Here is a 26,398-nt window from a genome sequence, read left to right as displayed (position 1 = left end):
CCCAGACGCGCCCCGGGTGTTATCTGGAAAGAACAGGCATATGACAGCTCTTCCATTCCTCTTGCTTATCGCCGCCGTAATTGCCGGTTACCTGATCAACCGACTCGCGGCCAAGGCGATCCGCGATGGCGGAGACAGGCTGCATTCCCTGACTTCCTATCATGGGCTGTTCTCGGCGCTCCTGATCCTTGTGCCGGTGCTGACCTTCATTCTTCTCTGGCTGGTTGCTCAGGGTCCGGTGATCGACGGACTGGTCATGGGCGGGTTGCCCGATGGTGTTCTTGACGGTCTGGACAGCGGGGGCACCCAATTGGTTCTGGCCGAGATCAAGTCTCTGGCAAAAGGCAAGGTGTTCGGCACGCCCGAAGACTGGAAGATTGCCGCGGGCGACCGTTTCGTCCGGCTTCAGACCAACGCGGGATGGCTGTTGGTTGCTTCGGTCGGGCTGTTATCGCTTGCCCTGCTTGGTTTTGCCCGCTCACGCGTTTATGCCGGATTTCGGGCCCGTCAGGGCGTGGAGCGTATCGTTTCCGGGCTGATGATATTCTGTTCTACCGTGGCCGTATTCACGACGATCGGGATCATCGTCTCTCTTACCTATGAAACCATTCGCTTTCTGGATGCTGTCCCGCTGACGGACTTCCTGTTCGGAACGAACTGGGAGCCGCAAATCCCCCTGCGAGCGGATCAGATCGCGGCCGAAGGGGCGTTCGGATGGCTGCCTGTTTTTGTTGGGACAATCGTGATCACGGTCGTTGCCCTCGTGGTTGCCGTTCCGATCGGCTTGTTCTCGGCCGTCTATCTCAATGAATTTGCGCCGCGAAGGTTTCGCGCAGTCGTGAAACCCCTCCTTGAAATCCTTGCCGGCGTCCCGACCGTCGTTTACGGCTTTTTCGCAATCCTGATCGTCGCCCCTGCCATCCGCAGTTTCGGTCAGTCCATCGGACTGGACGTTGCGCCCAACACCGCCCTTGCGGCGGGTGGGGTGATGGGAATCATGCTGATCCCGTTCATTTCCTCCTTTGCGGATGACGCCTTGTCTGCGGTTCCTCGGACCTTGCGCGATGGTGCGCTCGGGTTGGGGTCGACGCGCGGCGAGATGATGACGACGGTTCTGTTTCCGGCGGCGCTGCCGGGTATTGTCGGCGGCGTGCTTCTCGCGGTCAGCCGTGCGATTGGCGAAACGATGATCGTTGTGATGGCGGCGGGCCTGATCGCCAGAATGACCATAAATCCACTGGACAGCGTCACGACCGTGACGGTTCAGATCGTGACACTGCTGATCGGCGACACGTCGTTTGACAACCCCAAGACACTGGCCGCGTTTGCCCTTGGCATGATGCTGTTCCTTGTCACACTGATCATCAACATTTTCGCGCTGCGCATTGTGCGCAAGTACCGCGAAGCCTACGATTGAGGCCCTGGACATGACCGATATCAGCAACGCCCCCGCCACGCTCCGCCGGGCCAGATCGACGGACCTTGTCGCCGCCTCGCTGAAACGTCGCAAGCGCAAGCAGATGCGACTGCAATGGATCGGGCTGGGTGCGATCTCCCTCGCTTTCCTGATGCTCTTTATCCTCGTGGGGTCCCTGGTTTCGACTGGCTGGCAGGCGTTTACCCAGACCCATCTGACGCTTGACGTCTATGTCGACCCCGACGAAATCCCCGAAGCCCGCCTGCCGCGCGGTGGGTTTGACGATGCGCTTGTCGCATCACTTGGCAAGATGTTGCCCGGTGTTGATCTGAGCGACCGCAAGACATCACGGACTCTCGAGGGCATCTTTTCCAACGGGGCGCAGTTCGAACTGCGCGACCGGGTGGTGGCCGACCCGAATCTGATTGGTCAGACGATTACCATGACCGTGCCGGTCTCTGATCCGTTCGACCAGTTGAACAAGGGGCTGATCGACCGGGAAACGCCGGAACAAAACCGGCGCGTCAAGAACGACGAAATCCAGTGGTTCGATGACCTGAAGGCAGACGGCGCGATCTCCAAACCCTTCAACTGGGCGCTCTTCACCAATGCGGACTCACGTTTTCCGGAACTGGCAGGGCTCAAGGGCGCGCTTGTCGGCTCCTTCTGGGCGCTGCTCACCTGTTTCCTGATCGCGTTCCCTCTGGGGATCGGCTCGGCAATATATCTTGAAGAGTTTGCACCCAAGAACAAGCTGAGCGATTTCATCGAGGTCAATATCAACAATCTCGCCGCGGTTCCTTCGGTGGTGTTCGGTTTGCTGGCGCTGGCGGTGTTCATCGGCTGGTTTGGCCTGCCCCGCTCGGCTCCCTTCGTCGGAGGCCTGACGCTGGCGCTGATGACGATGCCGACAATCATCATCGCCACCCGCGCAGCTCTCAAGGCGGTGCCGCCTTCGATCCGCGAAGCGGCACTTGGTCTGGGCGCGTCAAGACAGCAGGTTGTCTTTCAGCATGTCTTGCCACTGGCGATGCCCGGCGTACTGACCGGCACGATCATCGGCCTTGCACAGGCTCTGGGCGAGACGGCACCGCTCCTGCTCATCGGCATGAACGCCTTCATCACCTCGGCGGCCAGCAGCCCGTTTGACAGTGCCACGGCGCTTCCAACACAAATCTTCATCTGGGCCGACAGTCCGGAACGCGGCTTCGTTTCGCGCACATCGGCTGCTATCCTCGTGCTGCTTGGCTTTCTCGTCATGATGAACATGGTCGCGATCTATCTGCGGCAGAAATTCGAACGCAAATGGTAAGCACTCCGAAAGTGGAATTCGCAATGAACGACATGACAACAATCGAGCGGGACGCCACATCGACCGAGGCAAAGGTCACTGCACGCCGGGTCGACGTCTATTATGGGGAAACCCATGCCATCAAAGACGTCGATGTGGATATCGCCAACAACAGCGTGACGGCCTTTATCGGTCCGTCGGGGTGCGGCAAATCGACATTTCTTCGCTGCCTGAACCGGATGAACGACACCATCGACATCTGCCGTGTGACCGGGAACATCAAGCTTGACGGCGACGACATCTATGACAAGCGGGTGGATCCGGTCCAGTTGCGCGCCAAGGTCGGGATGGTGTTTCAAAAGCCCAACCCGTTCCCAAAATCAATCTATGACAACGTCGCATACGGACCGCGCATTCACGGTCTGGCGGGGTCCAAGGCCGAACTGGACGACATCGTCGAGAGCGCCCTGCGTCGCGGAGCCATCTGGAACGAGGTCAAGGACCGGCTCGACGCGCCGGGCACTGGCCTGTCGGGCGGGCAGCAACAGCGCCTCTGCATCGCCCGCGCCGTGGCGACCGAACCCGAAGTCCTCCTGATGGACGAACCGTGTTCGGCACTTGACCCGATTGCCACCGCGCAGGTCGAGGAGCTGATCGACGATTTGCGGCAGAAATTCACGGTCGTCATCGTGACCCACTCGATGCAACAGGCCGCCCGTGTCAGCCAGAAAACCGCCTTCTTTCATCTGGGCGAACTGGTGGAATTCGGTGAAACCGGAGATATCTTCACCAACCCAGTAGACCCGCGCACCGAAAGCTACATCACCGGCCGTATCGGTTAAAGGATAACCCATGTCTGACCAAAACCACATCGTCTCGGCCTTTGACCGTGATCTTGAAACCATCCAGGCCCAGATCATGAAGATGGGCGGGCTGGTCGAGGCCGCAATCAACGACGCCGCCCGCTCGCTGGAAAGCCGCGACGAAGAGCTCGCCTCGCAAGTGCGCAAGAACGACAAGGCAATCGACGGTCTCGAAGAGCTGATCAACGAAGAAGCCGCCCGCGTCATTGCCACGCGCGCACCGACGGCTTCAGATCTGCGTCTGATCCTGACCGTGATCAAGATCAGCGGCAATCTCGAGCGGATCGGTGACTACGCCAAGAATATTGGCAAGCGCACCACAGTTCTCTCCCAAATTCCGCCGGTCAACGACAGCGCGGCGGCCCTGCGCCGCATGGCGCGTGAGGTGGAGGAAATGCTCGAGGGAGCGCTGGATGCCTATGTGCAGCGTGACGTGGAACTGGCCAAGCACGTGATCGTGCGCGATCGCGAGGTCGACCAGATGTACAACGCCCTGTTCCGCGAGTTCCTGACTTTCATGCTCGAGGATGCGCGCAACATCACGCCGTGCATGCACCTGCATTTCATCGCCAAGAACATCGAGCGCATGGGCGATCACGTCACATCGATCGCCGAACAGGTGATCTACCTGGTCACCGGCGACCGTCCTGACGAAGACCGGCCCAAGGCCGATACGACTTCACTCACCGCATAGGTCCCAAACGATCATGTCCGCAGACAAGCCCACCGTACTCGTCGTCGAAGATGAATCCGCCCAGCGGGAGGTGCTCAGCTATAACCTTGCCGCCGAAGGATACCGTGTATGCCAGGCTGAGAACGGCGAAGAGGCGCTGTTGGTCGTGGACGAAGACACGCCCGACGTGATCGTGCTTGACTGGATGATGCCGAATCTCAGCGGTATCGAGGTCTGCAGGCGACTCAAGACGCGGCAGGTGACAAGGGGGATTCCGATCATCATGCTGTCTGCCCGCTCCGAAGAGGTCGACAAGGTGCGCGGGCTGGAAACCGGCGCGGATGACTATGTGATCAAGCCCTATTCGGTGGTCGAACTCATGGCGCGCGTGCGGGCACAACTGCGTCGCACGCGACCCTCCGCCGTAGGCGTACAGCTTGAATTCGACGACATTCTTCTGGATGGCGAGACTCACAAGGTCAGCCGTGGCGGCAAGCCGATCAAGCTTGGCCCGACGGAATTTCGACTGTTGCGCAACTTCATGGAAAAGCCGGCGCGGGTCTGGAGCCGTGAACAGCTGTTGGATCGGGTCTGGGGCCGCGACATCTATGTCGATACCCGGACGGTTGATGTTCATATCGGCCGGTTGCGCAAGGCGTTGATGCAACATGGCGGTGATGATCCGGTACGCACTGTTCGCGGCGCAGGATATGCTTTGGGGTAAATGTTACCCGGGACCTGTCGAAATTTGCCTGTAGCGCCACGCACTGTCACCCGGCAGTGGTTTGCACAACAAACCCTGAGAGGGTACGCATGCCATCCGAGATTTCATGCAACGCTCAAATGCTTCGCACGCGGCGCTGAGCCGGGCACACCGAATCAACCTAACACCGATGGCAGCGCGGCGGAATCGCGTGCGCGGCGAGGGTACTCGGATCAGCCCGCCTGTGGCCCGGCCCACGGCTCAAACCCTGAAAGTCGAAGCCGCAGGCGTTGCATTCCGGAGACCTACAGCATTTCTAGTTTTCATTGAAACAAGGCCTATCACTTTTCGCGTTTGAGCGTAGCGAAAGGCAGCGAACAAGTGATTCAATGTTAACTGGAAGTGCCATAGATGCGCGGCAACCGTCGTCAAAGCAGGTTCGGAACTGAATCGTGATTAGTTCTTGCCGCATCCTGAACGGCGATGTGCAGCGATTTTGCGATGCGTTCGGCCCGTTCGATGACATGCGCCGCTCCCTCCGGTGAACAGACGCGATGCGCCGTTTCGCGAAACAACGCAAGCCAGCGATCAAAGTGCTCCCATGTGACGGGAAGACTTGCGTGCGCTGGGACAGGGGCACCGTGATAGCGCCCGGTCATGAGGGCCACCGATGACCAGAAGTCGGTCAGCCGATCCATATGGGCCGGCCAATCCGTGACACGGGCGGCAAAGATCGGCCCCAAAAGCGGATCACTGCGCACGCGCCCGTAAAATTCTTCAACAAGTGTCGCAAGTTGCGCCTCATCCAGCCCGGTTTTTTCCATTAGCGCACGCGTCATCTCGGGACGTGCGGAATTGAGCGTTGGCGCGATTTTGGATTTGGTCTGCATGGCCTGACCCTTGGTAGATATGTCCGCTTCGAAATATCCAATCTAATAAGTATGGTAAATACCAATTAAGTTGCAAACGAACTCTTTCGGATGCTGGACTCCATTGCGAACGGTGAATGACCGGGCGGCGGCATCCGTTCGAAATTTGGAAGAAGACCGGGCAGGCTGCAGCCGGGCAAGACCTTTTGTTGATCCACGCAAAATTTTACCGTTTGATAAAATTCTGACTTGTGGCAGGCTAAAGAAAACGCTCAGGGAGATTCAATGACCAGCGCTCATACACCCGGACTTGCTGCCGGACGCCTTGATGCCGAAGAGATCGCTTCGAATTTTGCCGATCTCCATCCGGCTTACGATCCGCACGAGGCGGCGGTGGCCGCCGACCGATGCTATTTCTGCCACGATGCGCCCTGTATCACGGCCTGTCCGACGGATATCGACATCCCTTTGTTCGTCCGTCAGATCTCGACGGGACAGCCCGAGGCGGCGGCGCAGACGATTTTTGAACAGAACATCCTTGGCGGCATGTGCGCCCGGGTCTGTCCGACGGAAACGCTCTGCGAAGAGGCCTGTGTTCGCGAAGCGGCCGAGGGAAAGCCGGTCGAGATCGGTCGTCTGCAGCGGTTTGCGACCGACGCCGCGATGGCCCGTCAGGGGCATCCATTCCGGCGCGCCGAGGCAACTGGCAAGAGCATTGGCATCGTCGGGTCCGGGCCTGCCGGACTGGCCTGTGCGCACCGCCTCGCGATGAAGGGGCACGATGTTACCATCTACGAAGCACGGGAGCGCCCCGGCGGGCTCAACGAATTCGGCCTCGCCGCCTACAAGACCACCGAGAACTTTGCAGCGCGCGAGATTGACTGGCTGCTCGGCATCGGCGGCATCACCATTGCTCAGGGCAAGGCGCTTGGGAAAAACATCGATTTGCCCGCCCTGCAACAGGCACATGATGCGGTGTTCCTTGGCATCGGGCTTGCCGGGGTGAACACGCTCGATCTTCCGGGTCTTGATTTGTCCGGCGTGCGCAATGCCGTTGATTTTATCGCGGATCTGCGTCAGGCGGATGACAAGACCGTCCTTCCCGTAGGCCGCAACGTGGTGGTCATCGGGGGCGGTATGACGGCGATTGACGCCGCCGTACAATCCCGGCTGCTGGGTGCGGAGACTGTGACGCTGGCCTATCGCCGCAACCGTGCCGCGATGGGTGCGAGCGGGTTTGAGCAAGACCTTGCCGCGACGCAGGGCGTGCACCTGATGACCAATGTCACTCCGATTGCCGTTCATGGCGATGGCGCGGTTCAGGAAATCGAACTGGAGCGCACGCATGCCGCCAATGGCACATTGAAACCTACCGGCGAACGCGTTCGTCTGCCTGCCGATCAGGTTCTGCTGGCCATCGGTCAGACCCTGGCCGAGGATGCGGGCTTGGCCACCGAGCGCGGAAAGATCACCGTATCCGGCCCCGGTCGCACCAGCCTGACTGGTGTCTGGGCCGGGGGCGACTGTACCCCGGGCGAAGACCTGACGGTGGTGGCCGTCGCCGAAGGGCGCGATGCCGCCGAGGATATTCACGCCGCACTCTCATAGCGCCGCGCCCAATAATTGTCGGGCCAGCGGCCCGGAAAGGACCAAGACAATGGCAGACCTGACAACCGACTTTCTGGGCATCAAGAGCCCCAATCCCTTCTGGCTCGCCTCAGCCCCGCCGACGGACAAGGAGTACAATGTAAGACGCGCCTTTGATGCCGGATGGGGCGGCGTGGTATGGAAAACTCTCGGCGAGGCCGGCCCGCCCGTCGTCAACGTCAATGGCCCGCGATATGGTGCCATCTGGGGTGCGGACCGGCGGCTTCTGGGTCTCAACAATATCGAGCTGATCACCGATCGCCCGCTCGAGGTGAACCTCGAAGAAATGACCCGCGTGAAACGCGACTATCCCGATCACGCCCTAATCGCGTCGATCATGGTGCCCTGCGAGGAAGCCTCGTGGAAAGCCATCCTGCCCCGTGTCGCGGAAACCGGCGCGGATGGGATCGAGCTGAACTTTGGCTGCCCGCACGGGATGAGCGAACGCGGCATGGGCGCCGCCGTCGGTCAGGTGCCGGAGTACATCCAGATGGTCGCCGAGTGGTGCAAACAATACTACGATCAACCGGTGATCGTAAAACTGACGCCGAATATCACCGATATCCGGTATCCTGCGCGCGCCGCCAAGGCAGGCGGGGCCGATGCGGTCAGCCTGATCAACACGGTGTCGTCGATCACTGCCGTCAACCTTGACACGTTCAGCCCGGAACCAAGCATCGACGGCAAGGGCAGCCATGGCGGGTATTGCGGCCCGGCGGTCAAGCCCATCGCGTTGAACATGGTCGCCGAGATCGCCCGCGATCCGGAAACCCACGGGCTTCCGGTATCCGGGATCGGCGGTATCACAACGTGGCGCGATGCGGCGGAATACATCGCGCTTGGATGCGGCAACGTACAGGTCTGTACCGCCGCGATGACCTATGGTTTCAAGATCGTCGAAGAAATGAAACGCGGCCTGTCGCAATGGATGGACGAAAAGGGCTATGCCACGATCGAGGATTTTCGTGGCCGCGCGGTGCCCAATGTCACGGACTGGCAGTACCTCAACCTCAACTACGTCACCAAGGCGCGGATCGATCAGGATGCCTGTATCAAGTGCGGCCGCTGCTATGCTGCTTGCGAGGATACCTCGCATCAGGCCATCACCATGAGCGCCGACAGGGTGTTTGATGTGGATGACAGCGAATGCGTCGCCTGCAACCTCTGCATTGATGTCTGCCCGGTTGAGGAGTGCATCACGATGGAACGCCTTGCGCCGGGCACCACTGACCCGCGCACCGGACGGGTGATCCCGGCGGAACATGCGGACTGGACCTCGCACCCCAACAACCCGATGGCGCGGGCGGCGGAATAGACGCTAGGCCGGTGACAACATGCGTCGGAACAGCGTCTCAAGATGCTGTTCCGCGGCCGGAAACGGGTCTGCCCCGCCGTTGACCGCGCGCACCTGCACCTCGAAATCGGCATAATGCTGCGTCAGCGCCCAGATCGAGAATATCAGGTGAACCGGGTCGACCGGTGCCAGACGGTCGGCCTTGACCCAGTGGTTGATGGTTTGGGCGGTCCTGTCGACCAGCGTTTTCAGATCGCCCTCGAGATCGGGCAGGATCGTCGGCGCACCCTGCAGAATTTCATTGGCGAATATGCGGCTCTCGCGGGGAAAATCCCGCGCCAGCTGGAGCTTGCGGCGCACGTATTCCAGGATCTCGTCCAGCGGTTCGCCCCCGTGGTCCAGTGCCTTTAGCGGATCCAGCCATGTATCGAGCAACCCATGCAGCAACTCGCGGTGAATCGCCTCTTTTGACGGGTAGTAGTAGAGCAGGTTGGGCTTGCTCAAACCCGCTTCGGCGGCGATCTGGTCCAGCGTTGCGCCCCGGTAGCCAGTTTGCGAAAACACCTCCAACGCGGCCTCCAGGATCAGCTCGCGGTTGCGCTTTTGGATGCGGGTTCTGGGTGGGGTGGCGTCGCGGGGGGGCGCTTGCGCCGATCTTTTCGTCATTGCCTGCCATTCCCTGCCAAATTTCTATACGAATGCCGCTTTTGGTGGCGCCACACTTGACTGACCTTGGCTCCGTGGTAGCGTGACTTTGACCGATTGGTCAAATCATGAAATGGCCCGTAGAGGCTCGCAAGACCGGGGATGACATGACCGCACCAGCAGCCAACCTGACAATCAACGCCGACCGCCTGTGGGACACGCTCATGGAAATGGCCAGGATCGGCCCCGGCGTCGCAGGCGGCAACAACCGCCAGACCCTGACCGACGAAGACGGCGAGGGCCGCGCTCTGTTTCAGCGCTGGTGCGAAGAGGCGGGATGCACGATGGGGTTGGACCAGATGGGCAACATGTTCGCCCATCGCGAAGGTGCAGACCCCGATGCCCTGCCCGTCTATGTCGGCAGCCATCTGGATACGCAGCCCACGGGTGGCAAGTATGACGGTGTTCTTGGAGTTCTCGGCGCGCTCGAAATCATTCGCACGCTCAATGATCTTGGCATCAAGACCAGGCACCCGATCGTCGCCACCAACTGGACCAACGAGGAAGGCACCCGCTACGCCCCCGCGATGCTGTCCTCCGGTGTGTTTGCGGGCGTGCATACGCAAGACTGGGCCTATGCCCGCGAAGATCACGACGGCAAGGCCTTTGGCGACGAGCTAAAGCGGATCGGCTGGCGCGGCGAGGAAGAGGTCGGCGCGCGCAAGATCCATGCGTTCTTTGAACTGCACATCGAACAGGGGCCTATTCTGGAGGCGGAAGGCAAGGACATCGGTGTCGTCACCCACGGTCAGGGGTTGTCGTGGACGCAGGTGACCGTCACCGGCAAGGATGCGCATACCGGCTCCACCCCGATGCCGATGCGCAAGAACGCAGGCCTTGGCATGGCGCGCATATTGGAGAAGGTCGAAGAGATCGCGTGGTCGCACAAACCCCACGCGGTGGGCGCGGCGGGCCATATCGAGGTCTTTCCGAATTCACGCAACGTGATCCCGGGGCGCGCGGTCTTTACTGTGGATTTCCGCTCGCCGGATCTGGCGGTGATCCAGGATATGGAAGCGCGGCTGAAGACCGAGGCGCAGAAGATCTGTGACGATATGGGGCTGGAGGTCGCATTCGAAAAGGTCGGCGGGTTCGACCCGGTGGAGTTTGACGCGGGATGCGTCACTGCCGTGCGCAATGCCGCCGAACGGCTGGGCTATTCACACCGCGATCTGATTTCCGGCGCCGGCCATGACGCCTGCTGGATCAACCAGGTCGCGCCGACCGCCATGGTGATGTGCCCCTGTGTCGACGGGCTGTCGCACAACGAGGCCGAAGAGATTTCCAAGGACTGGGCGCGTGCCGGGGCTGACGTGCTGATGCATGCGGTTGTGGAGACGGCGGAGATTGTTACCTGATCGACCCGCGACACATCGCGGGATAGTTGGGCCAAAAGAACATGAGGGCGCTTGAAAGACGCGTCACGGCAACGGGAGAACGACCAATGAGCACGGTCATCAAGAACGGAACCATCGTCACCGCCGATCTGACCTACACGGCAGACGTCAAGGTGGAGGGCGGCAAGATCGTCGAGATCGGGCCTGACCTGACAGGAGACGAAGCGCTGGACGCCTCCGGCTGTTACGTGATGCCCGGCGGGATCGACCCGCATACGCATCTGGAAATGCCCTTCATGGGCACCTATTCCAGCGATGATTTCGAAAGCGGCACCCGTGCGGCATTGGCGGGCGGGACGACGATGGTGGTCGATTTCGCGCTGCCGTCCCCCGGTCAGGGCCTGCTCGATGCCTTGCAGATGTGGGACAACAAATCGACCCGTGCCAATTGCGACTATTCGTTCCACATGGCGGTGACATGGTGGGGCGAGCAGGTGTTTGACGAGATGAAGACCGTAGTCGAAGAGCGCGGCATCAACACGTTCAAGCACTTCATGGCCTACAAGGGCGCTTTGATGGTGAATGACGACGAGATGTACGCGTCGTTCACGCGCCTTGCCGAACTGGGTGGGATCGCGCTGGTGCACGCTGAAAACGGCGATGTGGTGGCGGAACTCTCCGCCAAGCTGCTGGCCGAGGGCAATACCGGACCCGAGGCACATGCCTATTCCCGCCCCCCGCAGGTCGAGGGTGAAGCGACCAACCGGGCCATCATGATCGCCGATATGGCGGGCGTGCCGCTCTACGTGGTGCACACCAGTTGCGAAGACAGCCACGAGGCCATCCGCCGTGCCCGGATGCAGGGCAAACGCGTCTGGGGTGAGCCGCTGATCCAGCATCTGACGCTGGATGAGAGCGAGTATTTCAACGCCGACTGGGACCATGCGGCACGCCGCGTCATGTCGCCGCCGTTCCGCAACAAGCAACATCAGGACAGCCTCTGGGCCGGGCTGCAAAGTGGTTCCCTGTCGGTTGTGGCGACCGATCACTGCGCCTTTACCACCGAACAGAAGCGCACTGGCGTCGGCGACTTCACCAAGATCCCCAACGGCACCGGCGGGCTGGAGGACCGGATGCCGATGTTGTGGACCCACGGCGTGGCTACCGGACGGCTGACACCGGAAGAATTTGTCGCCGTGACCTCGACCAATATCGCCAAGATCCTGAACTGCTATCCCAGGAAAGGCGCGATCATGATTGGATCCGATGCCGATATCGTGGTCTGGGACCCGGCAAAGGAAAAGACGATTTCGTCCGCCAGCCAGCAGAGCGCGATCGACTACAACGTGTTCGAGGGCCAGAAGGTCAAGGGCCTGCCGCGCTATACCCTGACCCGTGGGCAGGTGGCGGTGATGAATGGCGAGATCAGAACCGACGAGGGGCATGGCGAGTTTGTCAGCCGTGCGGCCAACACCACCGTCAACAAGGCGCTTTCCACCTGGAAAGAACTGACCGCGCCGCGCCCGGTCGAGCGCAGTGGCATTCCGGTGACGGGGGTTTGATGGCAATTCCCTGCGCCGCAAAGCTACGCGCATGAATATGAGCGAGCCAAACCCCGTGTCCGATCCACACTCGGACCCCGCCGCGCCCGTCATCGTGGCCAACGGGCTGGACCTGACGTTTCAGACCGCGGATGGCCCGGTGCATGCGCTGAAAGACGTGAGCCTTGATATCCCCAACGGGTCGTTCGTCAGCTTCATCGGCCCGTCGGGCTGTGGCAAGACCACGTTGCTGCGGTGCATTGCCGGACTTGAGACGCCAACGGGCGGCAGCCTGACGGTCAATGGCATGACCGCTGACGAAGCGCGGATGGCGCGGGCCTATGGCTATGTGTTTCAGGCGGCGGGGCTCTATCCATGGCGCAGCATTGGTGGCAACATCCGTTTGCCGCTTGAAATCATGGGGTTCTCCAAGGCCGAGCAGCAAGAGCGTGTCGCGCGGGTGCTCGAACTGGTGGAATTGACCGGCTTTGAAAAGAAGTTTCCCTGGCAATTGTCGGGCGGTATGCAACAGCGCGCCTCGATCGCGCGGGCCTTGGCATTCGATGCCGAAATCCTGCTGATGGACGAACCTTTTGGTGCGCTGGATGAAATCGTGCGCGACCGGCTGAACGAAGAGGTTCTGCGACTGTGGGACCGCACGCAAAAGACCATCTGTTTCGTGACCCACTCGATCCCAGAGGCGGTCTATCTGTCGACCCATATCGTTGTGATGTCGCCGCGTCCCGGCCGGATCACGGATGTGATCGAAAGCCCGCTGCCGCATCATCGGCCCCTTGATATCCGCGACGCGCCAGAGTTTATCGAAATCGCGCACCGGGTGCGCGAAGGTCTGCGTGCGGGGTACGAAGAGTGAGCGCAGCCGCCGATCCCGCCGCGCCGGTTGCGGCCCGGCGCTGGCGCCTGCCGCCGGTTCTGGCAATGATCCTCTTGGTTTTGGGCATCTGGTATCTCGCCGTGATCCCGATGAACGTGCAAGACGTGCTGACCCGCGCCGAACGCGCCGGGGCAAGTGTGTCGCCCGAAAGTGCCGTGGCGCGCCGCGACATGGGATCGTGGTCGTTGGTCGCGCGAAACAGCGCCTTGCTTGGTGAGAGCTGGAGCCTGGATCGTCCCCGTCTGCCCGCGCCGCACCAGGTGGCGGCAGAACTGTATCGCTCCACCTTTGACGAAGAGATCAACGGACGGCGCGGCATCGTCAAATCCGGCAGCCTGTCCAACCGGTCGCTGATCTATCACGGCGGCATCACGCTCAGCGCGACATTTCTTGGCTTTGTCATCGGTACGGTCATGGGCATCACGCTGGCGGTCGGCATCGTGCATTCACGGGTCATGGACATGTCGATCATGCCCTGGGCCATTGTCAGTCAGACCATTCCCATCGTGGCGCTGGCGCCGATGATCATCGTGGTGCTCTATTCCATCGGCATTCAGGGGCTGATCCCCAAGGCGGTGATCTCGGCCTACCTGTCCTTCTTTCCCGTGGTTGTTGGCATGGTCAAAGGATTGCGGTCGCCGGACGCGATGCAGCTTGATCTCATGCGCACCTACAATGCTGGCGCGTTCACGGTGCTGACCAAGCTGCGGCTGCCGGCCTCGGTGCCTTATCTCTTTGCATCGCTCAAGATCGCCATCGCCGCCAGCCTTGTCGGTGCCATCGTCGGTGAACTGCCGGTGCAAAAGGGCGGGTTGGGCGCGCGGATGCTTGCAGGCAGCTATTACGGTCAGACCTCACAGGTCTGGGCCGCGCTGCTGATGGCGGCGGGGCTTGCGGCCTTGCTGGTTTGGCTGACCGGCTGGCTGGAGCGGCGCACCCTCAGGGCAATGGGGGGATTGCCATGAATTTGGTCCTTCTGGCATTGCTGATCTGGGGGGCCGGTTTCGCGTTCAACCTCTGGCTGGCTCGTCCTGCGCGGGCGCAGAGCCGTGCCGCGCGGCTGGCGGTGCCCCTGATTTTCGGTGCAACCGTGCTGGTGATGTGGGAACTGATCGTGCGCGGGCTCGAGGTGCCGCAGGTGATCCTGCCGCCGCCCAGCGAGATCGCCGCCACCTTTGCCAGCAACATTTCCATGCTTTGGGGCGACTTTGTGCAAACCATCCTCAAGGGCGCACTTGGCGGCTATGTGATCGGTTGCAGCGCGGCGTTCCTGACCGCATTGCTGGTCGACCGCTACACCTACCTGCGGCAGGGGCTGCTGCCACTGGGCAACTTCATGGCCGCCCTGCCCATCGTCGGGACCGCGCCGATCCTCGTCATGTGGTTCGGCTTTGGCTGGCAATCCAAGGCGGCGGTTGTCGTGCTGATGGTGTATTTTCCGATGCTGGTGAACATTGTCGCGGGCCTCTCCGAGACATCCGCGATGCAGCGCGACCTGATGCGCACCTATGCGGCGAGCTGGGGCAAGACGTTGCTGAAGCTGCGCCTGCCCGCCGCCTTGCCGTTCATCTTCAACGGCTTGAAAGTCAGCACAACGCTGGCGCTGATCGGGGCAATCGTCGCGGAGTTTTTCGGGTCACCGACACAGGGGCTGGGCTTTCGGATATCGACCTCGATCGGTCAGCTCGACCTCGGCCTCGTCTGGTCGGCCATACTTGTTGCGGCGATCACCGGAACACTGGCCTATGGGTTGGCTGCGCTGATCGAAAAGTGGCTCACCTTCTGGCACCCTTCACAACGCGGCTAGGAGCCGCCAACAGACGAGAAACCAGAACCAAAAAAACCTAAAACCAACAGGAGACTACCATGAAGAAATCAATGCTGATCGCTGCACTTGCAACAACCGCGCTGAGCGCTCCGGCATTCGCCGAAGAGGTGACGCTGCAACTCAAATGGGTGACGCAGGCACAATTCGCGGGATACTACGTGGCGCTTGAGAACGGCTATTACGAAGATGCCGGGCTAGACGTCACGGTCCTGCCCGGCGGGCCGGATATCGCCCCGACACAGGTCATCGCCGGTGGCGGCGCGGATGTCATTGTCGAGTGGATGCCCGCCGCCTTGGCCGCGCGCGAAAACGGCCTGCCGCTCGTCAACATCGCGCAGCCGTTCAAATCATCGGGCATGATGCTGACCTGCTGGGCTGATGTCGGGATCGAGGGGCCGGAAACGCTGGCCAACCGAACGCTTGGCGTCTGGTTCTTTGGCAATGAATACCCGTTCCTGAGCTGGATGTCTCAACTGGGCATGGGTACCGATGGCAAGGGTGAAAACAGCGTTGAGGTACTGAAGCAGGGTTTCAACGTCGACCCGCTCCTGCAACGTCAGGCTGATTGCATTTCGACCATGACCTACAACGAGTACGGGCAGGTCATCGACAGTGGCGTTGCTCCGGAGGAACTGATCACCTTCAAATATGAGGATCAGGGCGTGGCCACCTTGGAAGACGGGCTTTACGTGATGGAAGAGAACCTCTCTGATCCGGCATTTGTTGAGCGGATGGAAAAGTTTGTCGCGGCCTCGATGCAAGGCTGGAAATGGGCCGAGGAGAACCCCGAAGAGGCGGCGATGATCGTGCTCGACTATGATGAGACCGGCGCGCAGACCGAGGCGCATCAGATCCGCATGATGAACGAGGTGGCGAAGCTGACCGCCGGCTCCAACGGTGCCCTGGATTCCGGAGATTACGAGCGGACCGTGGCGACATTGCTGGCTGGCGGTTCTGATCCGGTGATCACCAAGCAACCTGAGGGTGCCTTTACCACGGCGATCACAGACAAGGCATTGGCGGCCCAATAGGGTCAATCAGATCAGGCCCCGGCGCGACCGGGGCCTGAGCGCGCTTGGCGGCGGAACCAGCCGCGATATGTCGATGTTGGGCGCAAATGTCAGCCTCGCGCTCTCAGCGCTGCGGTGATCGGAAGGCGGGCGGCGGCAAGTGCGGGGAGGAGCCCTCCAATCGCCCCGATGGTGATGCCAACCAGGCCGGCCATCACCATCACGTCCGCGTCGACGACAAGCTGAAATGCCATCCGGGCATCGTTCGCGCCCAGGGTGCTGGCCTGCCAGCCGTTCAGGCCAAACCATGAAACCGCGAGTCCAAGGCCCACACCCACCGTGGCGAGCAGCATCGCTTCCAGCCATGTGGCGAGCAGGGCGGAGAGCCGGCTGAAGCCGAGCGCACGGACAGTGGCGATTTCCACGGTCCGGTCTGACAATGAACTCATCATCGTGTTGAGTGCTCCCGCAACGGCACCTGCTGCCATCAGGAGAGCAATTGGCCAGCCGAACAGGCGGATCAGTTGCGCGGTGCCTTCAGACTGGCCCGCATAAAGGTCGGCTTCGGAAATGATCCGCAGTTGTGTGTCGGGCAATGAGTCCGCGGCCTGCCGAAGCGTGTCGATGGCATTCGGATATACAAGTCGCAGCCTGAGACTCTGGACCTCTCCAGCCCGGTTGAAGGCCCCGCGTACCGTATCAAGATCGGCCCATATCTCGGATTCAAAGGCACTGCCCCGAGCAGAGAAATGACCCGCGACTGTCCAGGCCACCGGCCCCAGCCGGACCTGATCCCCGATTCCGAACCCCGGATAGGACGCTGCCAGCTGGTCGCCGACCACGATCTCGCGGCTTCCCGATGTTGCAAAATGGCCAGAGGACAGGGTCACGCCTTGCCGGATGCCGGGGCCGGTCGAATCCATTCCGCGCAGCGCCAGCGTTTCACCCGCAGCATCGTCGCCGCTGCGATACTCCACCGGCACAACGAGTTCGCGTGATATGAGCGGAGCATTCGACGATTCCCGGACAACGCCGATATCGCCGCCGATCGCAATGAGCGCCCGTATGGTATCTGCCGAGATCTCCGAATGCCCCTCGTGGCGCGCGCCGCTGCCAAGGATCACGGCGACATCCGGTGATCCGGCGCTTTGCAGCGCCACTTCGAACCCCCGCGCCGTGGCCAGGAATGCGCTCAGAACACAGACAACCAGCATGATCGAGGCGATCATGGAGAGTGAGATTGCTAATCGGCGGGGCAGGCTGAGCAGGGCGGCGCGGCTCATCGCGATGATTTGTCGGATGGAAGAGGGCATCTGGTCTACCTCGTTCTGAAGGTTGAAAGGATCGGCATCCGCATCGCGGACAGGGCAGGCAGGGCACCGGCGACAAGGCCGAGAAGAAGCGCGAGAGCAGCGGCGCGGAGTGCCGTTTCCGTGTCAAGCACCAGACCGAGCGCAGGCGGTGTCGCGAGACTTGCGAGCTTGGCAAAGCCGAGACCGACCGCGCCACCGATCAGAAAGATGAACAGCGCTTCGGTGAGGATAAGGTACAGAATTCGCGATCTCCGGAATCCCAACGTCTTGAGCATGCCGATCTCAAAACGTCGTTCGCGCAGCGCAAAGACCAGGGTGTTGATGACGATCATCAAGAGGGTGACAAACGAGACCCCCACAACCAGGATAACGACGCGTTTGACATCGGTGTATTGGCTGAGAAAGGCGCTGAGAAATTGCTTTTCCGACAATGTGCGGGTCGGGGCCGCCGAGTTCATGAAGAGCGAGTCGATGCGGGCGGCCAACTCTTGCGGCGAAATGCCGGGTTCCGGGCGCAGCGCGAACGTGACGGCCGTATCCGTGTCCTTTGCGCGTGCCGCGTTGATATAGTCATACTGGGCGAGAACAAAGTAGGTGTCCGTGCTTGGATGCGCGCCGTCAAATATGCCCGCGATCTCAAAGCGCCAGTCACGGCTCCCGTCGGTCTTTTTGGTGCGAAAGGCGGTGACGGTGATGCGATCACCGACAGTCCACCCCTGCGCCTTTGCAAGGGCGCGCCCGACAAGCACCCTGTCGCGGCCGCCCTCAAGCGCGCCGACAAGGGCAGGGGTCAGGCCGAGCTCTCTGCCGCTGACCGCCATCAACCTGTGTGGATCGCCAGCGCTGACCGCCACAACGTTGCGGGCATCGCCAGCGCTCCCGCGCAGGCGCGTAACGGGGCTGATCTCTCCGACTCCCCGTAGTTCGGCGATGCGCGGCAGATAGGCCAGGGGCAGGGGCTGGCCGCGACCGCCGGCATTCATCACGCCGAGGATGTCTTCGCTGGCCCCTGCGGTCCCTTGTGAACCCGTCACGAAACTGGCGGTCAGCCCGTAGATCAGAAAGGTGATCGCCACCGAGATGATCAGCAAACTGCTGCGCAACGGTTTGCGCATGGCGCTCTTGCGGGCAAATCCAAGAAAGGTCATGCCGCCACCTGCACATCTTCGACGAAGACGCCCTTGTCCAGATGCAGCGTGCGCGTGGCCTTGGCTGCGGCCTCGGGGTCGTGGGTCACCATCACGATGGTCTTGCCGAGTTCCGAATTCAGAAAATTCAGTATGGCGAGCACGTCATCTGCCGATTTTCGATCGAGATCGCCAGTGGGTTCATCGCACAACAATAGGGTCGGATCGGAAACGATTGCCCTGGCAATGCCGACGCGCTGTTGCTCGCCACCCGACATCCGCGACGGGTTCTGCCGTCCGCGCCCACCGAGTCCGACAAGATCGAGCACCTTGGCAACCCGCTCGCGCCGTTCGCGCGCCGACAGCGGTTTCAGCAACAGCGGCAGTTCCACGTTCTCGGCCGCCGTCAACATCGGCAGCAGATTGTAGAATTGAAAGACGATTCCCATGTGATGCGCGCGCCATGCGGACAGGCCGCCCTCGCCCATCTGGTCGAGCCTTTGGCCGCCGATCTGTATAGCGCCGCCGTCCGGCGTATCGATGCCCGCAAGCAGGTTGAGAAGCGTCGATTTGCCGGAACCCGAAGGCCCCATGATCGCGAGAAACTCCCCCTTTGCGATCGAGAGGCCAAGATCGCAAAAGATCGGCAAGCTGTCTGTCCCCGTTCGATATGTTTTGGCGATGCCGGTGAGTGAAATGAACGGTTGATCGGAGTTGGAGTTGGTCATCTTGAAAGGTCTCCTACGTGTTTGGCGGTGTGTGATTTCGGGTCCGACAGCGCGATGCGGATACGTGCGGCCATGCCGGGCCGCATGCCCTCTGGCGGGTCGGTTGGGACTAGGCGCAGTTCAAACGTGCCTCTGGCGGCATTTACATTCGGCGCGATGCGTTGAACCTGAAATGCGAACGGGCGATCCGGAAAGGCATCCAGCACGGCTTCGCCAACAAGATCCTCGCCCAGATCGGCAATTGCCTTTTCGGTCACATCCGCGTCGATCGCCAGGCGGTCCATACGTGCGATCGTCATCAGGCCAACCCCGTCATGGATGGCATCAACCCGGTCAGGCACGGCATCCCCCACATGTACAGAAAGCTGTGTCACGGTTCCTGAAATCGGGGCGCGCACGGTCAGGTCGGCGACACGATCCTCGGCGACCCGCAGGCCAAGGCCGGCCTTGGCAAGTGTGGCTTTGGCCTGATCAACGGCATTGGCTGCGCCGAGAAATGCGGTTCGGGCGTCCTCCAGCCGTTCGCCGGCAACGACGCCGCGCTGGTTCAAAGCGGTCTGACGGTTCAGAACCGCCTCGGCTTGTTCGAGCGCAATGCGTGCCGCCGCAAGCGACAGTTCGGCGGACCTGACGACAAGTTGCGCGTCTTCCGCTGCATAACGAATACCGGCGTCATCCATCGACAAAAGCGGCTGCCCGGCGGCGATGGTGTCGCCCGGCACTACGTGAATCTCGGTAATGCGCCCACCGCGCTCTGCAAAGACGGTGGCCGTCTCGGGTGCCACGACATAGCCCGACCCGGTGATCTCGCGATGGATCGGTTGGCCGATAGGAATGGCTGCCTGTTCGGGTGCATGCGCAAGGAAAGCGCTCTCGGTTGCGGCATCTGCCGATGTGCGGAATGCGTCAAAAACGGCGCGCGCAATTCGTGGACCCGAAACAACGGCTGCGCCGATCAGCAGCATGATCGCCCCGGCAAGAAACAGCTTTCCTCTTGGCCAAACGGGCTCGGTCGGTGCCGCCGAGGCGATACCGGGCGAAGCGGCGAACGAGGCTGAGAGTTCTCTCAGCGTCGCGGCCATTTTGCGGTCTTGGTCAGTGAATGTGTTCATGCCGCCAATATCGGCGGTATCGCGGCAATCCGAGACCTAGATCGTGAAATGGTACGTTCTGAATCGCGACTTGGTCCGTTTTCTGCGGCCTTAAGTCAGTTCGTCCCGCACAGCTTCTTAGATTTGCGCCATTCCAGGGGCGTCTTGCCCGTGACCCTGCGAAATTCGCGGTTGAAGTTCGATTTGGTCTGAAACCCGACCTCGAACATGATCTCGGTGACCGGGCGGGTGCTGCTCTGCAGATGGTCGCAGGCCTCGGCGATCCGGAAGTCGTTTACATATTGCGAGACATTCTTGCCGGTCATTCGATTGATCGCGCCCGAGATCTGCCGGGACGGGATCACCGCCCTGCGCGCGAGGCGGTCAAGATTCAGATCCACATCCCGGTAGAGGTGGGTTTGTTTCATCAGGTTTTCGACGGTTGCGAGAACTTCTGGATCGTCGGTTGCCTCGGTGTCCGGCTGGTCCGGACTCAATGGCTTGTTGTCGGTGTCGACAGGCGTGCGTCCCCTGCTGGCGGCGGCCGCTGCGATGGAGAGCAGCAGCAAGGTCGCGACATTGCCGACCGAAACGAGTTGCGCCAGGTGGCGCGCGCCGGCCAGTGCAATGTCAATGGTGATCGCCGTATCGACGGCCGCCGAAAATGCCAACGCAAACGCGGCGAAGAGCAACGCGCGGTACGCTGCCCCGGCCCCGTCGAGTGCTGCGAGGCGGAGCGCATCGGCACCGGACCAGAGCAGGCGCAGGATCAAGACCGCGTAGACGATGAACGTACCTATGATGATCGCATCAAGCGCAACCGGCCAAACGATCAGAGACACCAGGACAAGGGCCAGCGGCAGGCCATGGGGCGCAAGCGTCTTGACGTCCAGCAAAGGCCGCGGACCGACAAGGTGAAGCGCCCCGAACAACACCATTGGCGCCATCACGCTTGCGAGCAGTGGCGACAGAACCCCAACCCACTCGACCCCATAGCCAAAACGCAGCCCGACGAGCATGGACTGGGTGGCGGCGAGCGCGATGAGCGCGAGAAACGGGTAATTCCGCGGTCGCTCGTCCACTCCTTTTGCGACACTCAGAAAGAGAAGTGTCAGCAGGATCGTGACGACGAAAGGAAGCGGAACAAAGATCATGAAACCGTATCGACTCAGAGGGTGAGGCAACTGGTATAGAACGATAGCGAGCGGCGCAATTTGCTCTGGCGCACCTGCGCGATAAGGCAGGTGTTTTTTTCGCATCTCTAGATGATCAGGTCACCAATCGCTGCGGGCGGGTGTTCCAACTGAATTGTGCAACCATCCCCATAGGCTATCAAGCTCAGGCGAGCGGCACCGATTTACTCTTGGATGAACTTGGGCGAGAAGGAGACCCAACGCTGCCTGTATTGGTTGGCGCCATTCTGGCCCAACCCTTGCACGCGTTGGGACTCTTCCTTCCTCTTGGGATCATGAAAGAACAACGATGTCGCTCTTGCTTGGATTGATTGCTGCCTGTGCCTGGGCGCTGCACGATATTTGTGTTCGTGGCGTCAGTCAGAAGACCCGTATTCTTCCTGCCCTTCTGACGGTTCTGGTGGCCGGCACCGTCATGCTCTTGCCCGTGACCGCCTATCAGGGTGGTTACGCGGAAATGACCGATGGGTCCTTTGCGCTTGCCGCCGTGTCCGGCGTGGTATTCGGACTTGCCAGCCTCAGTCTCTACGGGGCGTTCAGGATCGGGCCGGTACGCCTGGTCGCGCCCGTCATTGGCGCGTATCCTGTGGTTTCGGTTGGCTGGGCCGCCGTGAGTGGCGCATCCATTTCCGTCTGGCAGTGGCTCGCCGTGATCGTCGTGGTACTGGGGGTCGCCCTGGTCGCGGCCCTGTCGGACTCCGAAGAGACCCATGGCGAGACAATGCGCGCGGTGATGTTGTCCGTCATTGCAGGGGCCGGTTTTGCCATCACCTTTGCGGCGAGTCAGGCCGCGGTGCGGCATGGGGCCGAAATGCCTGTGATCCTGTCCAGCAGGGTCTTCGCGGCGGCAACCATCGGTGCCATTCTGATTCTGCGGCGCGAGGCGTGGTATTTTGATCGAACGGTGCTGTTGTTGTTGCTGGCGATGGCGTGTCTTGATGCCACGGCGCTTGCTTCGGTCACCTCGGCAGGCACATTCCCGCACCCGGAATTCGCCTCGGTCGCCTCTTCGCTCTTTGGCCTGCTGACAGTCGTATTGGCATGGCTGATCCTGAAGGAACCCATGAGCCGGGCGCAATGGGGCGCCGTTGTTATGGTGTTTTGCGGGATTGGTTATCTGGGGATATAGAGCGTTTCGCGCTTGGCTTTGGTTACCTGACGCGAGTTGCTCTAGCTGATCCAGCCCACCGCCAGCTGACGTTCGTGGGCGACAGTTGCGTTCCGCATCAGGGTCGCGACCGTTACCGGGCCAACGCCACCCGGAACAGGCGTTATCCAGCCCGCAATGTCGAGCACTTCGTCAGTCGCGACATCACCGACGATGCGCGCCGAACCGTCGGGCGCGACGATCTGGTTGATGCCGATATCGATCACCGCCGCACCGGGTTTTATCATCTCCGGGCCAATCAAATGGGCCTTGCCCACCGCCACGATCACGACATCCGCGCGCCGCGAATGCATGGCGACCGAGCGTGTCATATGGTGGCAGACCGTGACCGTTGCGCCTTCGGCCATCAGCATCATGGCCGCAGGCTTGCCGACGATTTCGGAATGGCCGATCATCACGACTTCGAGGCCTTTGAGATTCAGACCGGTTTCCTTGATCAATTCCACCGAGGCCGCAGCCGTACAGGGGGCGAGGGCGACATCGGAATAGACGATGTTGCCGATTGACGCCGGGTTCATCCCCTCGACATCCTTGAGCGGATGGATCGCCGATTGCAGGGATCGAACGTGGATATGATCGGGCACCGGGCGTTGCAGGATGATGCCCAGCACGTCCGGGTCATCATTCATCTCGGTGATCAACCGCTTGCATTCTTCCTGAGTGATCTCGTTACCCCAAAGCTGCTGATCAAACCGCAATCCGGCGGCGGCCGCTCCGCGCGCCTGGTTGCGGACATAAACCGCGACCTCGGGGTTGTCGCCGATGCTGATCGAAACCAACCGCCCGATTGGCCCGCCGCGAAGGCTGTCGACATAGGCTTTGACCTCGTTCAGAATCCGGACGCGCACCGCCTTTCCATTCAGCAGCCGATGGTCGCCCATGGTATCCTTCACGCCGTCAGGCCCTCGGGTTCCTGCAGACCATTGGCGCGGCAGCAGGCGGTCAGGGTGTTCGCAAGGAGACAGGCGATCGTCATCGGGCCGACACCACCCGGCACCGGGGTGATCGCACCGGCAACGGCGGCACAACTGTCGAAATCGACGTCCCCGACCAGCCGTGTTCCACCCTCGGGCTTGTCGATCCGGTTGATACCGACATCAATGACCGTCGCGCCGGGTTTGATCCAGTCGCCCGGAACCATCTGTGGTCGTCCAACGGCGGCAACGACGATGTCGGCCCCGCGCACCACAGCCGCGAGATCCTTTGTCCGGCTGTGCGCGATCGTCACCGTGCAGCTGTCGCCAAGCAAGAGCTGTGCCATCGGTTTGCCAACGATGTTGCTGCGCCCGAGAACCACGGCGTTCATGCCGGAAAGCGATCCGTGGTGGTCCCGCAGCATCATCAGGCAACCAAGCGGCGTGCAGGGCACCATCGATTTCTGTCCGGTTCCCAGAAGTCCGACATTGGAAATGTGAAATCCGTCCGCATCCTTGGCAGGGTTGATCGCATTGATCACCAGATCGGAGTTCATATGACCCGGCAGTGGCAGCTGCACCAGAATGCCGTGCACTGCGGGATCGTTGTTCAGCGTTTCGATCAGCGCCAGAAGCTCTGCTTCCGAAGTATCGACATCCAGCTTGTGTTCAAAGCTGGCCATTCCGACCTCGGTCGTCATCTTGCCCTTGGAGCGGACATAGACCTGCGAGGCCGGGTCCTCTCCGACGAGCACCACCGCGAGACCGGGGGTGATGCCATGGTCGGCTATCAGGTGGGCAACTTGCTCCTTGACCTGGGCGCGAACGGTTGCTGCAAAGGCTTTTCCGTCGATGATCTGTGCAGTCATTTGATATCGATCCTAATTGTCGGTGTCACGTCGGTTTCCTTGATCACGGGCGCGCAGTCCATGCGCACCCGTGGTTTAATCGCTGTGGCCGGAATGTCCTAGAACAACCCTTCGATCTGCCCGCTATCATTCAGCATGATCATTTCAGCCGACGGCACACGCGGCAGACCGGGCATGGTCATGATCTCGCCGCAGATCACCACGACAAAGCCCGCACCCGCCGCAAGCCGGACTTCACGCACGGGCACCGAATGACCGGTTGGCGCGCCGCGCCGGTTCGGGTCGGTGGTAAAGCTGTATTGCGTCTTGGCCATGCAGATCGGCAGGTTGCCGTACCCCTGCGCTTCCCATTCTTGCAACTGGGTGCGGATTTTCTTGTCGGCAAGCACTTCGTCGGCGCGATAGATACGCTTGGCGATGGTTTCGATCTTCTGCATGAGCGGCATGTCATCGCCGTAGATCGGTGCAAAATTCGCTGCATCGGCGTCGGCAATTTCGGCGACGCGCCTGGCCAGCGCTTCGGACCCCTTGGAGCCGAATTCCCAGTGCTGGGACAGAATCGCCTCGGAGCCGTGCTCCTTTACGAAGTCCTTGACCGCTTCGATTTCGGCATCGGTGTCGGTGACAAAGTGGTTGATCGCGACCACAACCGGTACACCAAAGCTCTTCAGGTTCTCGATATGACGACCGAGGTTCGGGCAACCCTTCCGGACGGCCTCGACGTTCTCGGTGCCAAGATCGGCCTTGGCCACACCGCCATTCATCTTCATCGCCCGGACGGTGGCAACACAGACCACGACCGACGGCGCGATCCCGGCCTTGCGGCACTTGATGTTCATGAACTTCTCGGCACCCAGATCGGCACCGAAACCGGCCTCGGTCACCACGTAGTCCGCCAGTTTCAGCGCAGTGGTTGTCGCCGTCACCGAGTTACAGCCATGGGCGATGTTGGCAAACGGTCCGCCGTGCACAAAGGCCGGGTTGTTTTCCAGCGTCTGAACCAGATTGGGCTGCATCGCGTCTTTCAAGAGAACTGTCATCGCGCCGTCGGCCTTGATATCGCGGGCGTAGACCGGCGAACGGTCGCGCCGATAGGCGACGATGATGTCGCCAAGGCGCTTCTGCAGATCTTTGAGATTCAGTGCCAGACACAGGCAGGCCATGACTTCGGACGCCACAGTGATATCGAAACCGGCCTGTCGCGGGAACCCGTTTGCCACACCGCCAAGCGAGGTCACGATATCGCGCAGGGCACGGTCGTTCATGTCCAGCACCCGGCGCCAGACGACGCGCCGCAGGTCGATCTCGCACTCATTGCCCCAATAGATATGGTTGTCGATCATCGCGCTCAGCAGGTTGTGCGCGCTGGTGATCGCATGAAAATCGCCGGTAAAATGAAGGTTCATCTCTTCCATCGGCACAACCTGGGCGTAACCGCCGCCAGCCGCCCCACCCTTCATGCCAAAGCAGGGGCCGAGCGAGGCTTCGCGAATGCAGATCGCCGCCTTCTTGCCGATCCGGTTCAGCCCGTCACCGAGGCCAACGGTGGTTGTGGTCTTGCCCTCGCCCGCCGGGGTTGGGTTGATCGCGGTGACAAGGATCAGCTTGCCGTTGTCGTTGCCCTGCACGCTGTCGATGAATGACTGGCTGACCTTTGCCTTGTCATGGCCGTAAGGCAGCAGATCGTCACTGCCGATCCCCAGTTTTTCGCCAATCTCCTGGATTGGCCGCTTCTTGGCTTCGCGTGCAATCTCGATATCGGATTTATAGGCCATGATTTCTCTCCGTTGGTCTCCGCGGACGTGCGGAATTGGTGTTGGGTGTTACTCTGCGACAATTGCCGTTGCGGGTTCTACCTTGACAGCGGCGAATTTGAATTCGGGGATTTTGCCGTATGGGTCGACGGCGGGGTTGGTGAGGAT

The 26,398-nt window shown here is 61.0% G+C and carries 24 protein-coding genes; 14 read left to right on the top strand and 10 right to left on the bottom strand.

Translation table 11 applies throughout. The features are described from left to right. The first annotated feature begins 40 nt into the window (after positions 1-40). The 5 genes from pstC to phoB are packed head-to-tail and all read left to right on the top strand — an operon-like array spanning position 41 to position 4,968. Entirely contained in the window at positions 41-1,417 is a 1,377-nt protein-coding gene (gene pstC, locus QO231_RS19540) for a phosphate ABC transporter permease subunit PstC (protein WP_316780361.1), read from the top strand. A gap of 10 nt (positions 1,418-1,427) precedes the next feature. Next, positions 1,428-2,729, top strand: coding sequence for a phosphate ABC transporter permease PstA (gene pstA / locus QO231_RS19535; protein ID WP_316780359.1), 1,302 nt, complete (start codon positions 1,428-1,430; stop codon positions 2,727-2,729). A gap of 23 nt (positions 2,730-2,752) precedes the next feature. Beyond that, complete coding sequence (gene pstB / locus QO231_RS19530; protein ID WP_316780356.1) at positions 2,753-3,550, top strand: phosphate ABC transporter ATP-binding protein PstB; 798 nt, start codon at positions 2,753-2,755, stop codon at positions 3,548-3,550. A 10-nt stretch (positions 3,551-3,560) separates the two neighbouring features. Further along, positions 3,561-4,265, top strand: coding sequence for a phosphate signaling complex protein PhoU (gene phoU / locus QO231_RS19525; protein ID WP_316780353.1), 705 nt, complete (start codon positions 3,561-3,563; stop codon positions 4,263-4,265). A gap of 13 nt (positions 4,266-4,278) precedes the next feature. Next, positions 4,279-4,968 (top strand): phosphate regulon transcriptional regulator PhoB, encoded by a 690-nt coding sequence (phoB, locus tag QO231_RS19520; protein WP_316780351.1) that lies wholly within the window; start codon positions 4,279-4,281, stop codon positions 4,966-4,968. 407 nt (positions 4,969-5,375) lie between these two features. On the opposite strand, the gene QO231_RS19515 is transcribed toward phoB, so the two are convergent. Beyond that, a complete protein-coding gene (locus tag QO231_RS19515; protein ID WP_316780349.1) occupies positions 5,376-5,837 on the bottom strand; it encodes a group III truncated hemoglobin in 462 nt (153 codons plus the stop codon). Positions 5,838-6,101: 264 nt separating this feature from the next. Between QO231_RS19515 and QO231_RS19510 the strand changes: the two genes are divergently transcribed. Both QO231_RS19510 and preA read left to right on the top strand, forming a co-directional pair. Beyond that, positions 6,102-7,424, top strand: a complete 1,323-nt coding sequence (locus tag QO231_RS19510) for an NAD(P)-dependent oxidoreductase (protein WP_316780346.1) — start codon at positions 6,102-6,104, stop codon at positions 7,422-7,424. Between the two features lie 49 nt (positions 7,425-7,473). After that, positions 7,474-8,778: an NAD-dependent dihydropyrimidine dehydrogenase subunit PreA gene (gene preA, locus QO231_RS19505; RefSeq protein ID WP_316780343.1), complete on the top strand. Its 1,305-nt coding sequence runs from the start codon at positions 7,474-7,476 to the stop codon at positions 8,776-8,778. A 3-nt stretch (positions 8,779-8,781) separates the two neighbouring features. Here the strand turns inward: preA and QO231_RS19500 are convergent, their stop codons facing one another. Then, positions 8,782-9,423, bottom strand: coding sequence for a TetR family transcriptional regulator C-terminal domain-containing protein (locus QO231_RS19500; protein WP_316780340.1), 642 nt, complete (start codon positions 9,421-9,423; stop codon positions 8,782-8,784). 146 nt (positions 9,424-9,569) lie between these two features. On the opposite strand from QO231_RS19500, the gene QO231_RS19495 reads away from it, so the two are divergent. From QO231_RS19495 to QO231_RS19470, 6 genes are all read left to right on the top strand, one after another. Continuing rightward, positions 9,570-10,820 carry a Zn-dependent hydrolase gene (locus QO231_RS19495; RefSeq protein WP_316780541.1) on the top strand — a complete coding sequence of 417 codons (1,251 nt, stop codon included), beginning with the start codon at positions 9,570-9,572 and terminating at the stop codon, positions 10,818-10,820. Between the two features lie 86 nt (positions 10,821-10,906). After that, positions 10,907-12,361, top strand: coding sequence for a dihydropyrimidinase (gene hydA / locus QO231_RS19490; RefSeq protein WP_316780337.1), 1,455 nt, complete (start codon positions 10,907-10,909; stop codon positions 12,359-12,361). Between the two features lie 37 nt (positions 12,362-12,398). Further along, entirely contained in the window at positions 12,399-13,214 is an 816-nt protein-coding gene (locus tag QO231_RS19485; RefSeq protein WP_316780335.1) for an ABC transporter ATP-binding protein, read from the top strand. A 65-nt stretch (positions 13,215-13,279) separates the two neighbouring features. Next, positions 13,280-14,200, top strand: coding sequence for an ABC transporter permease (locus QO231_RS19480; protein ID WP_316780538.1), 921 nt, complete (start codon positions 13,280-13,282; stop codon positions 14,198-14,200). Next, the gene (locus QO231_RS19475) at positions 14,197-15,042 is read left to right on the top strand and encodes an ABC transporter permease (protein WP_316780332.1); all 846 of its coding nucleotides are present in this window, start codon (positions 14,197-14,199) and stop codon (positions 15,040-15,042) included. The genes QO231_RS19480 and QO231_RS19475 overlap by 4 nt, the downstream gene beginning before the upstream one ends. A gap of 59 nt (positions 15,043-15,101) precedes the next feature. Continuing rightward, complete coding sequence (locus QO231_RS19470) at positions 15,102-16,094, top strand: ABC transporter substrate-binding protein (protein WP_316780329.1); 993 nt, start codon at positions 15,102-15,104, stop codon at positions 16,092-16,094. An 89-nt stretch (positions 16,095-16,183) separates the two neighbouring features. Here the strand turns inward: QO231_RS19470 and QO231_RS19465 are convergent, their stop codons facing one another. From QO231_RS19465 to QO231_RS19445, 5 genes are all read right to left on the bottom strand, one after another. Then, positions 16,184-17,386: an ABC transporter permease gene (locus QO231_RS19465; protein ID WP_316780326.1), complete on the bottom strand. Its 1,203-nt coding sequence runs from the start codon at positions 17,384-17,386 to the stop codon at positions 16,184-16,186. A gap of 5 nt (positions 17,387-17,391) precedes the next feature. After that, the gene (locus QO231_RS19460) at positions 17,392-18,534 is read right to left on the bottom strand and encodes an ABC transporter permease (protein ID WP_316780324.1); all 1,143 of its coding nucleotides are present in this window, start codon (positions 18,532-18,534) and stop codon (positions 17,392-17,394) included. After that, positions 18,531-19,241, bottom strand: coding sequence for an ABC transporter ATP-binding protein (locus tag QO231_RS19455; protein WP_316780321.1), 711 nt, complete (start codon positions 19,239-19,241; stop codon positions 18,531-18,533). Before QO231_RS19455 ends, QO231_RS19460 begins: the two co-directional genes overlap by 4 nt. After that, complete coding sequence (locus tag QO231_RS19450) at positions 19,238-20,353, bottom strand: efflux RND transporter periplasmic adaptor subunit (protein WP_316780318.1); 1,116 nt, start codon at positions 20,351-20,353, stop codon at positions 19,238-19,240. The genes QO231_RS19455 and QO231_RS19450 overlap by 4 nt, the downstream gene beginning before the upstream one ends. A 95-nt stretch (positions 20,354-20,448) precedes the next feature. Next, the gene (locus tag QO231_RS19445) at positions 20,449-21,486 is read right to left on the bottom strand and encodes a helix-turn-helix domain-containing protein (protein WP_316780316.1); all 1,038 of its coding nucleotides are present in this window, start codon (positions 21,484-21,486) and stop codon (positions 20,449-20,451) included. Between the two features lie 328 nt (positions 21,487-21,814). Between QO231_RS19445 and QO231_RS19440 the strand changes: the two genes are divergently transcribed. Beyond that, positions 21,815-22,654, top strand: coding sequence for a DMT family transporter (locus QO231_RS19440; protein WP_316780313.1), 840 nt, complete (start codon positions 21,815-21,817; stop codon positions 22,652-22,654). Between the two features lie 41 nt (positions 22,655-22,695). On the opposite strand, the gene QO231_RS19435 is transcribed toward QO231_RS19440, so the two are convergent. From QO231_RS19435 to QO231_RS19425, 3 genes are all read right to left on the bottom strand, one after another. Continuing rightward, entirely contained in the window at positions 22,696-23,574 is an 879-nt protein-coding gene (locus tag QO231_RS19435) for a bifunctional 5,10-methylenetetrahydrofolate dehydrogenase/5,10-methenyltetrahydrofolate cyclohydrolase (RefSeq protein ID WP_316780537.1), read from the bottom strand. 8 nt (positions 23,575-23,582) lie between these two features. Beyond that, on the bottom strand, positions 23,583-24,476 hold the full coding sequence (gene folD / locus QO231_RS19430) for a bifunctional methylenetetrahydrofolate dehydrogenase/methenyltetrahydrofolate cyclohydrolase FolD (protein ID WP_316780310.1): 894 nt from the start codon (positions 24,474-24,476) through the stop codon (positions 23,583-23,585). Positions 24,477-24,574: 98 nt separating this feature from the next. Further along, positions 24,575-26,251: a formate--tetrahydrofolate ligase gene (locus tag QO231_RS19425; RefSeq protein WP_316780308.1), complete on the bottom strand. Its 1,677-nt coding sequence runs from the start codon at positions 26,249-26,251 to the stop codon at positions 24,575-24,577. Between the last annotated feature and the right edge of the window lie 147 nt (positions 26,252-26,398).

Origin of the sequence: Sedimentitalea todarodis (genome assembly GCF_032595355.1) — a bacterium.
Lineage (GTDB): Bacteria > Pseudomonadota > Alphaproteobacteria > Rhodobacterales > Rhodobacteraceae > Sedimentitalea > Sedimentitalea todarodis.
The sequence above is the reverse complement of the archived record's forward strand: the minus strand, read 5'-3'. Positions and strand labels throughout refer to the sequence as shown.

Coding starts and splice junctions, on each gene's coding strand:
- QO231_RS19475 (WP_316780332.1), top strand. CDS start 14,197: ATGAATTTGGTCCTTCTGGCATTGCTGATCTGGGGGGCCGGTTTCGCG.
- QO231_RS19495 (WP_316780541.1), top strand. CDS start 9,570: ATGACCGCACCAGCAGCCAACCTGACAATCAACGCCGACCGCCTGTGG.
- QO231_RS19435 (WP_316780537.1), bottom strand. CDS start 23,574: ATGGGCGACCATCGGCTGCTGAATGGAAAGGCGGTGCGCGTCCGGATT.
- phoB (WP_316780351.1), top strand. CDS start 4,279: ATGTCCGCAGACAAGCCCACCGTACTCGTCGTCGAAGATGAATCCGCC.
- QO231_RS19450 (WP_316780318.1), bottom strand. CDS start 20,353: ATGAACACATTCACTGACCAAGACCGCAAAATGGCCGCGACGCTGAGA.
- QO231_RS19485 (WP_316780335.1), top strand. CDS start 12,399: ATGAGCGAGCCAAACCCCGTGTCCGATCCACACTCGGACCCCGCCGCG.
- QO231_RS19500 (WP_316780340.1), bottom strand. CDS start 9,423: ATGACGAAAAGATCGGCGCAAGCGCCCCCCCGCGACGCCACCCCACCC.
- pstA (WP_316780359.1), top strand. CDS start 1,428: ATGACCGATATCAGCAACGCCCCCGCCACGCTCCGCCGGGCCAGATCG.
- QO231_RS19445 (WP_316780316.1), bottom strand. CDS start 21,486: ATGATCTTTGTTCCGCTTCCTTTCGTCGTCACGATCCTGCTGACACTT.
- QO231_RS19515 (WP_316780349.1), bottom strand. CDS start 5,837: ATGCAGACCAAATCCAAAATCGCGCCAACGCTCAATTCCGCACGTCCC.
- QO231_RS19425 (WP_316780308.1), bottom strand. CDS start 26,251: ATGGCCTATAAATCCGATATCGAGATTGCACGCGAAGCCAAGAAGCGG.
- pstB (WP_316780356.1), top strand. CDS start 2,753: ATGAACGACATGACAACAATCGAGCGGGACGCCACATCGACCGAGGCA.
- QO231_RS19455 (WP_316780321.1), bottom strand. CDS start 19,241: ATGACCAACTCCAACTCCGATCAACCGTTCATTTCACTCACCGGCATC.
- QO231_RS19510 (WP_316780346.1), top strand. CDS start 6,102: ATGACCAGCGCTCATACACCCGGACTTGCTGCCGGACGCCTTGATGCC.
- preA (WP_316780343.1), top strand. CDS start 7,474: ATGGCAGACCTGACAACCGACTTTCTGGGCATCAAGAGCCCCAATCCC.
- QO231_RS19480 (WP_316780538.1), top strand. CDS start 13,280: ATGATCCTCTTGGTTTTGGGCATCTGGTATCTCGCCGTGATCCCGATG.
- QO231_RS19440 (WP_316780313.1), top strand. CDS start 21,815: ATGTCGCTCTTGCTTGGATTGATTGCTGCCTGTGCCTGGGCGCTGCAC.
- pstC (WP_316780361.1), top strand. CDS start 41: ATGACAGCTCTTCCATTCCTCTTGCTTATCGCCGCCGTAATTGCCGGT.
- QO231_RS19460 (WP_316780324.1), bottom strand. CDS start 18,534: ATGACCTTTCTTGGATTTGCCCGCAAGAGCGCCATGCGCAAACCGTTG.
- QO231_RS19470 (WP_316780329.1), top strand. CDS start 15,102: ATGAAGAAATCAATGCTGATCGCTGCACTTGCAACAACCGCGCTGAGC.
- phoU (WP_316780353.1), top strand. CDS start 3,561: ATGTCTGACCAAAACCACATCGTCTCGGCCTTTGACCGTGATCTTGAA.
- folD (WP_316780310.1), bottom strand. CDS start 24,476: ATGACTGCACAGATCATCGACGGAAAAGCCTTTGCAGCAACCGTTCGC.
- QO231_RS19465 (WP_316780326.1), bottom strand. CDS start 17,386: ATGCCCTCTTCCATCCGACAAATCATCGCGATGAGCCGCGCCGCCCTG.
- hydA (WP_316780337.1), top strand. CDS start 10,907: ATGAGCACGGTCATCAAGAACGGAACCATCGTCACCGCCGATCTGACC.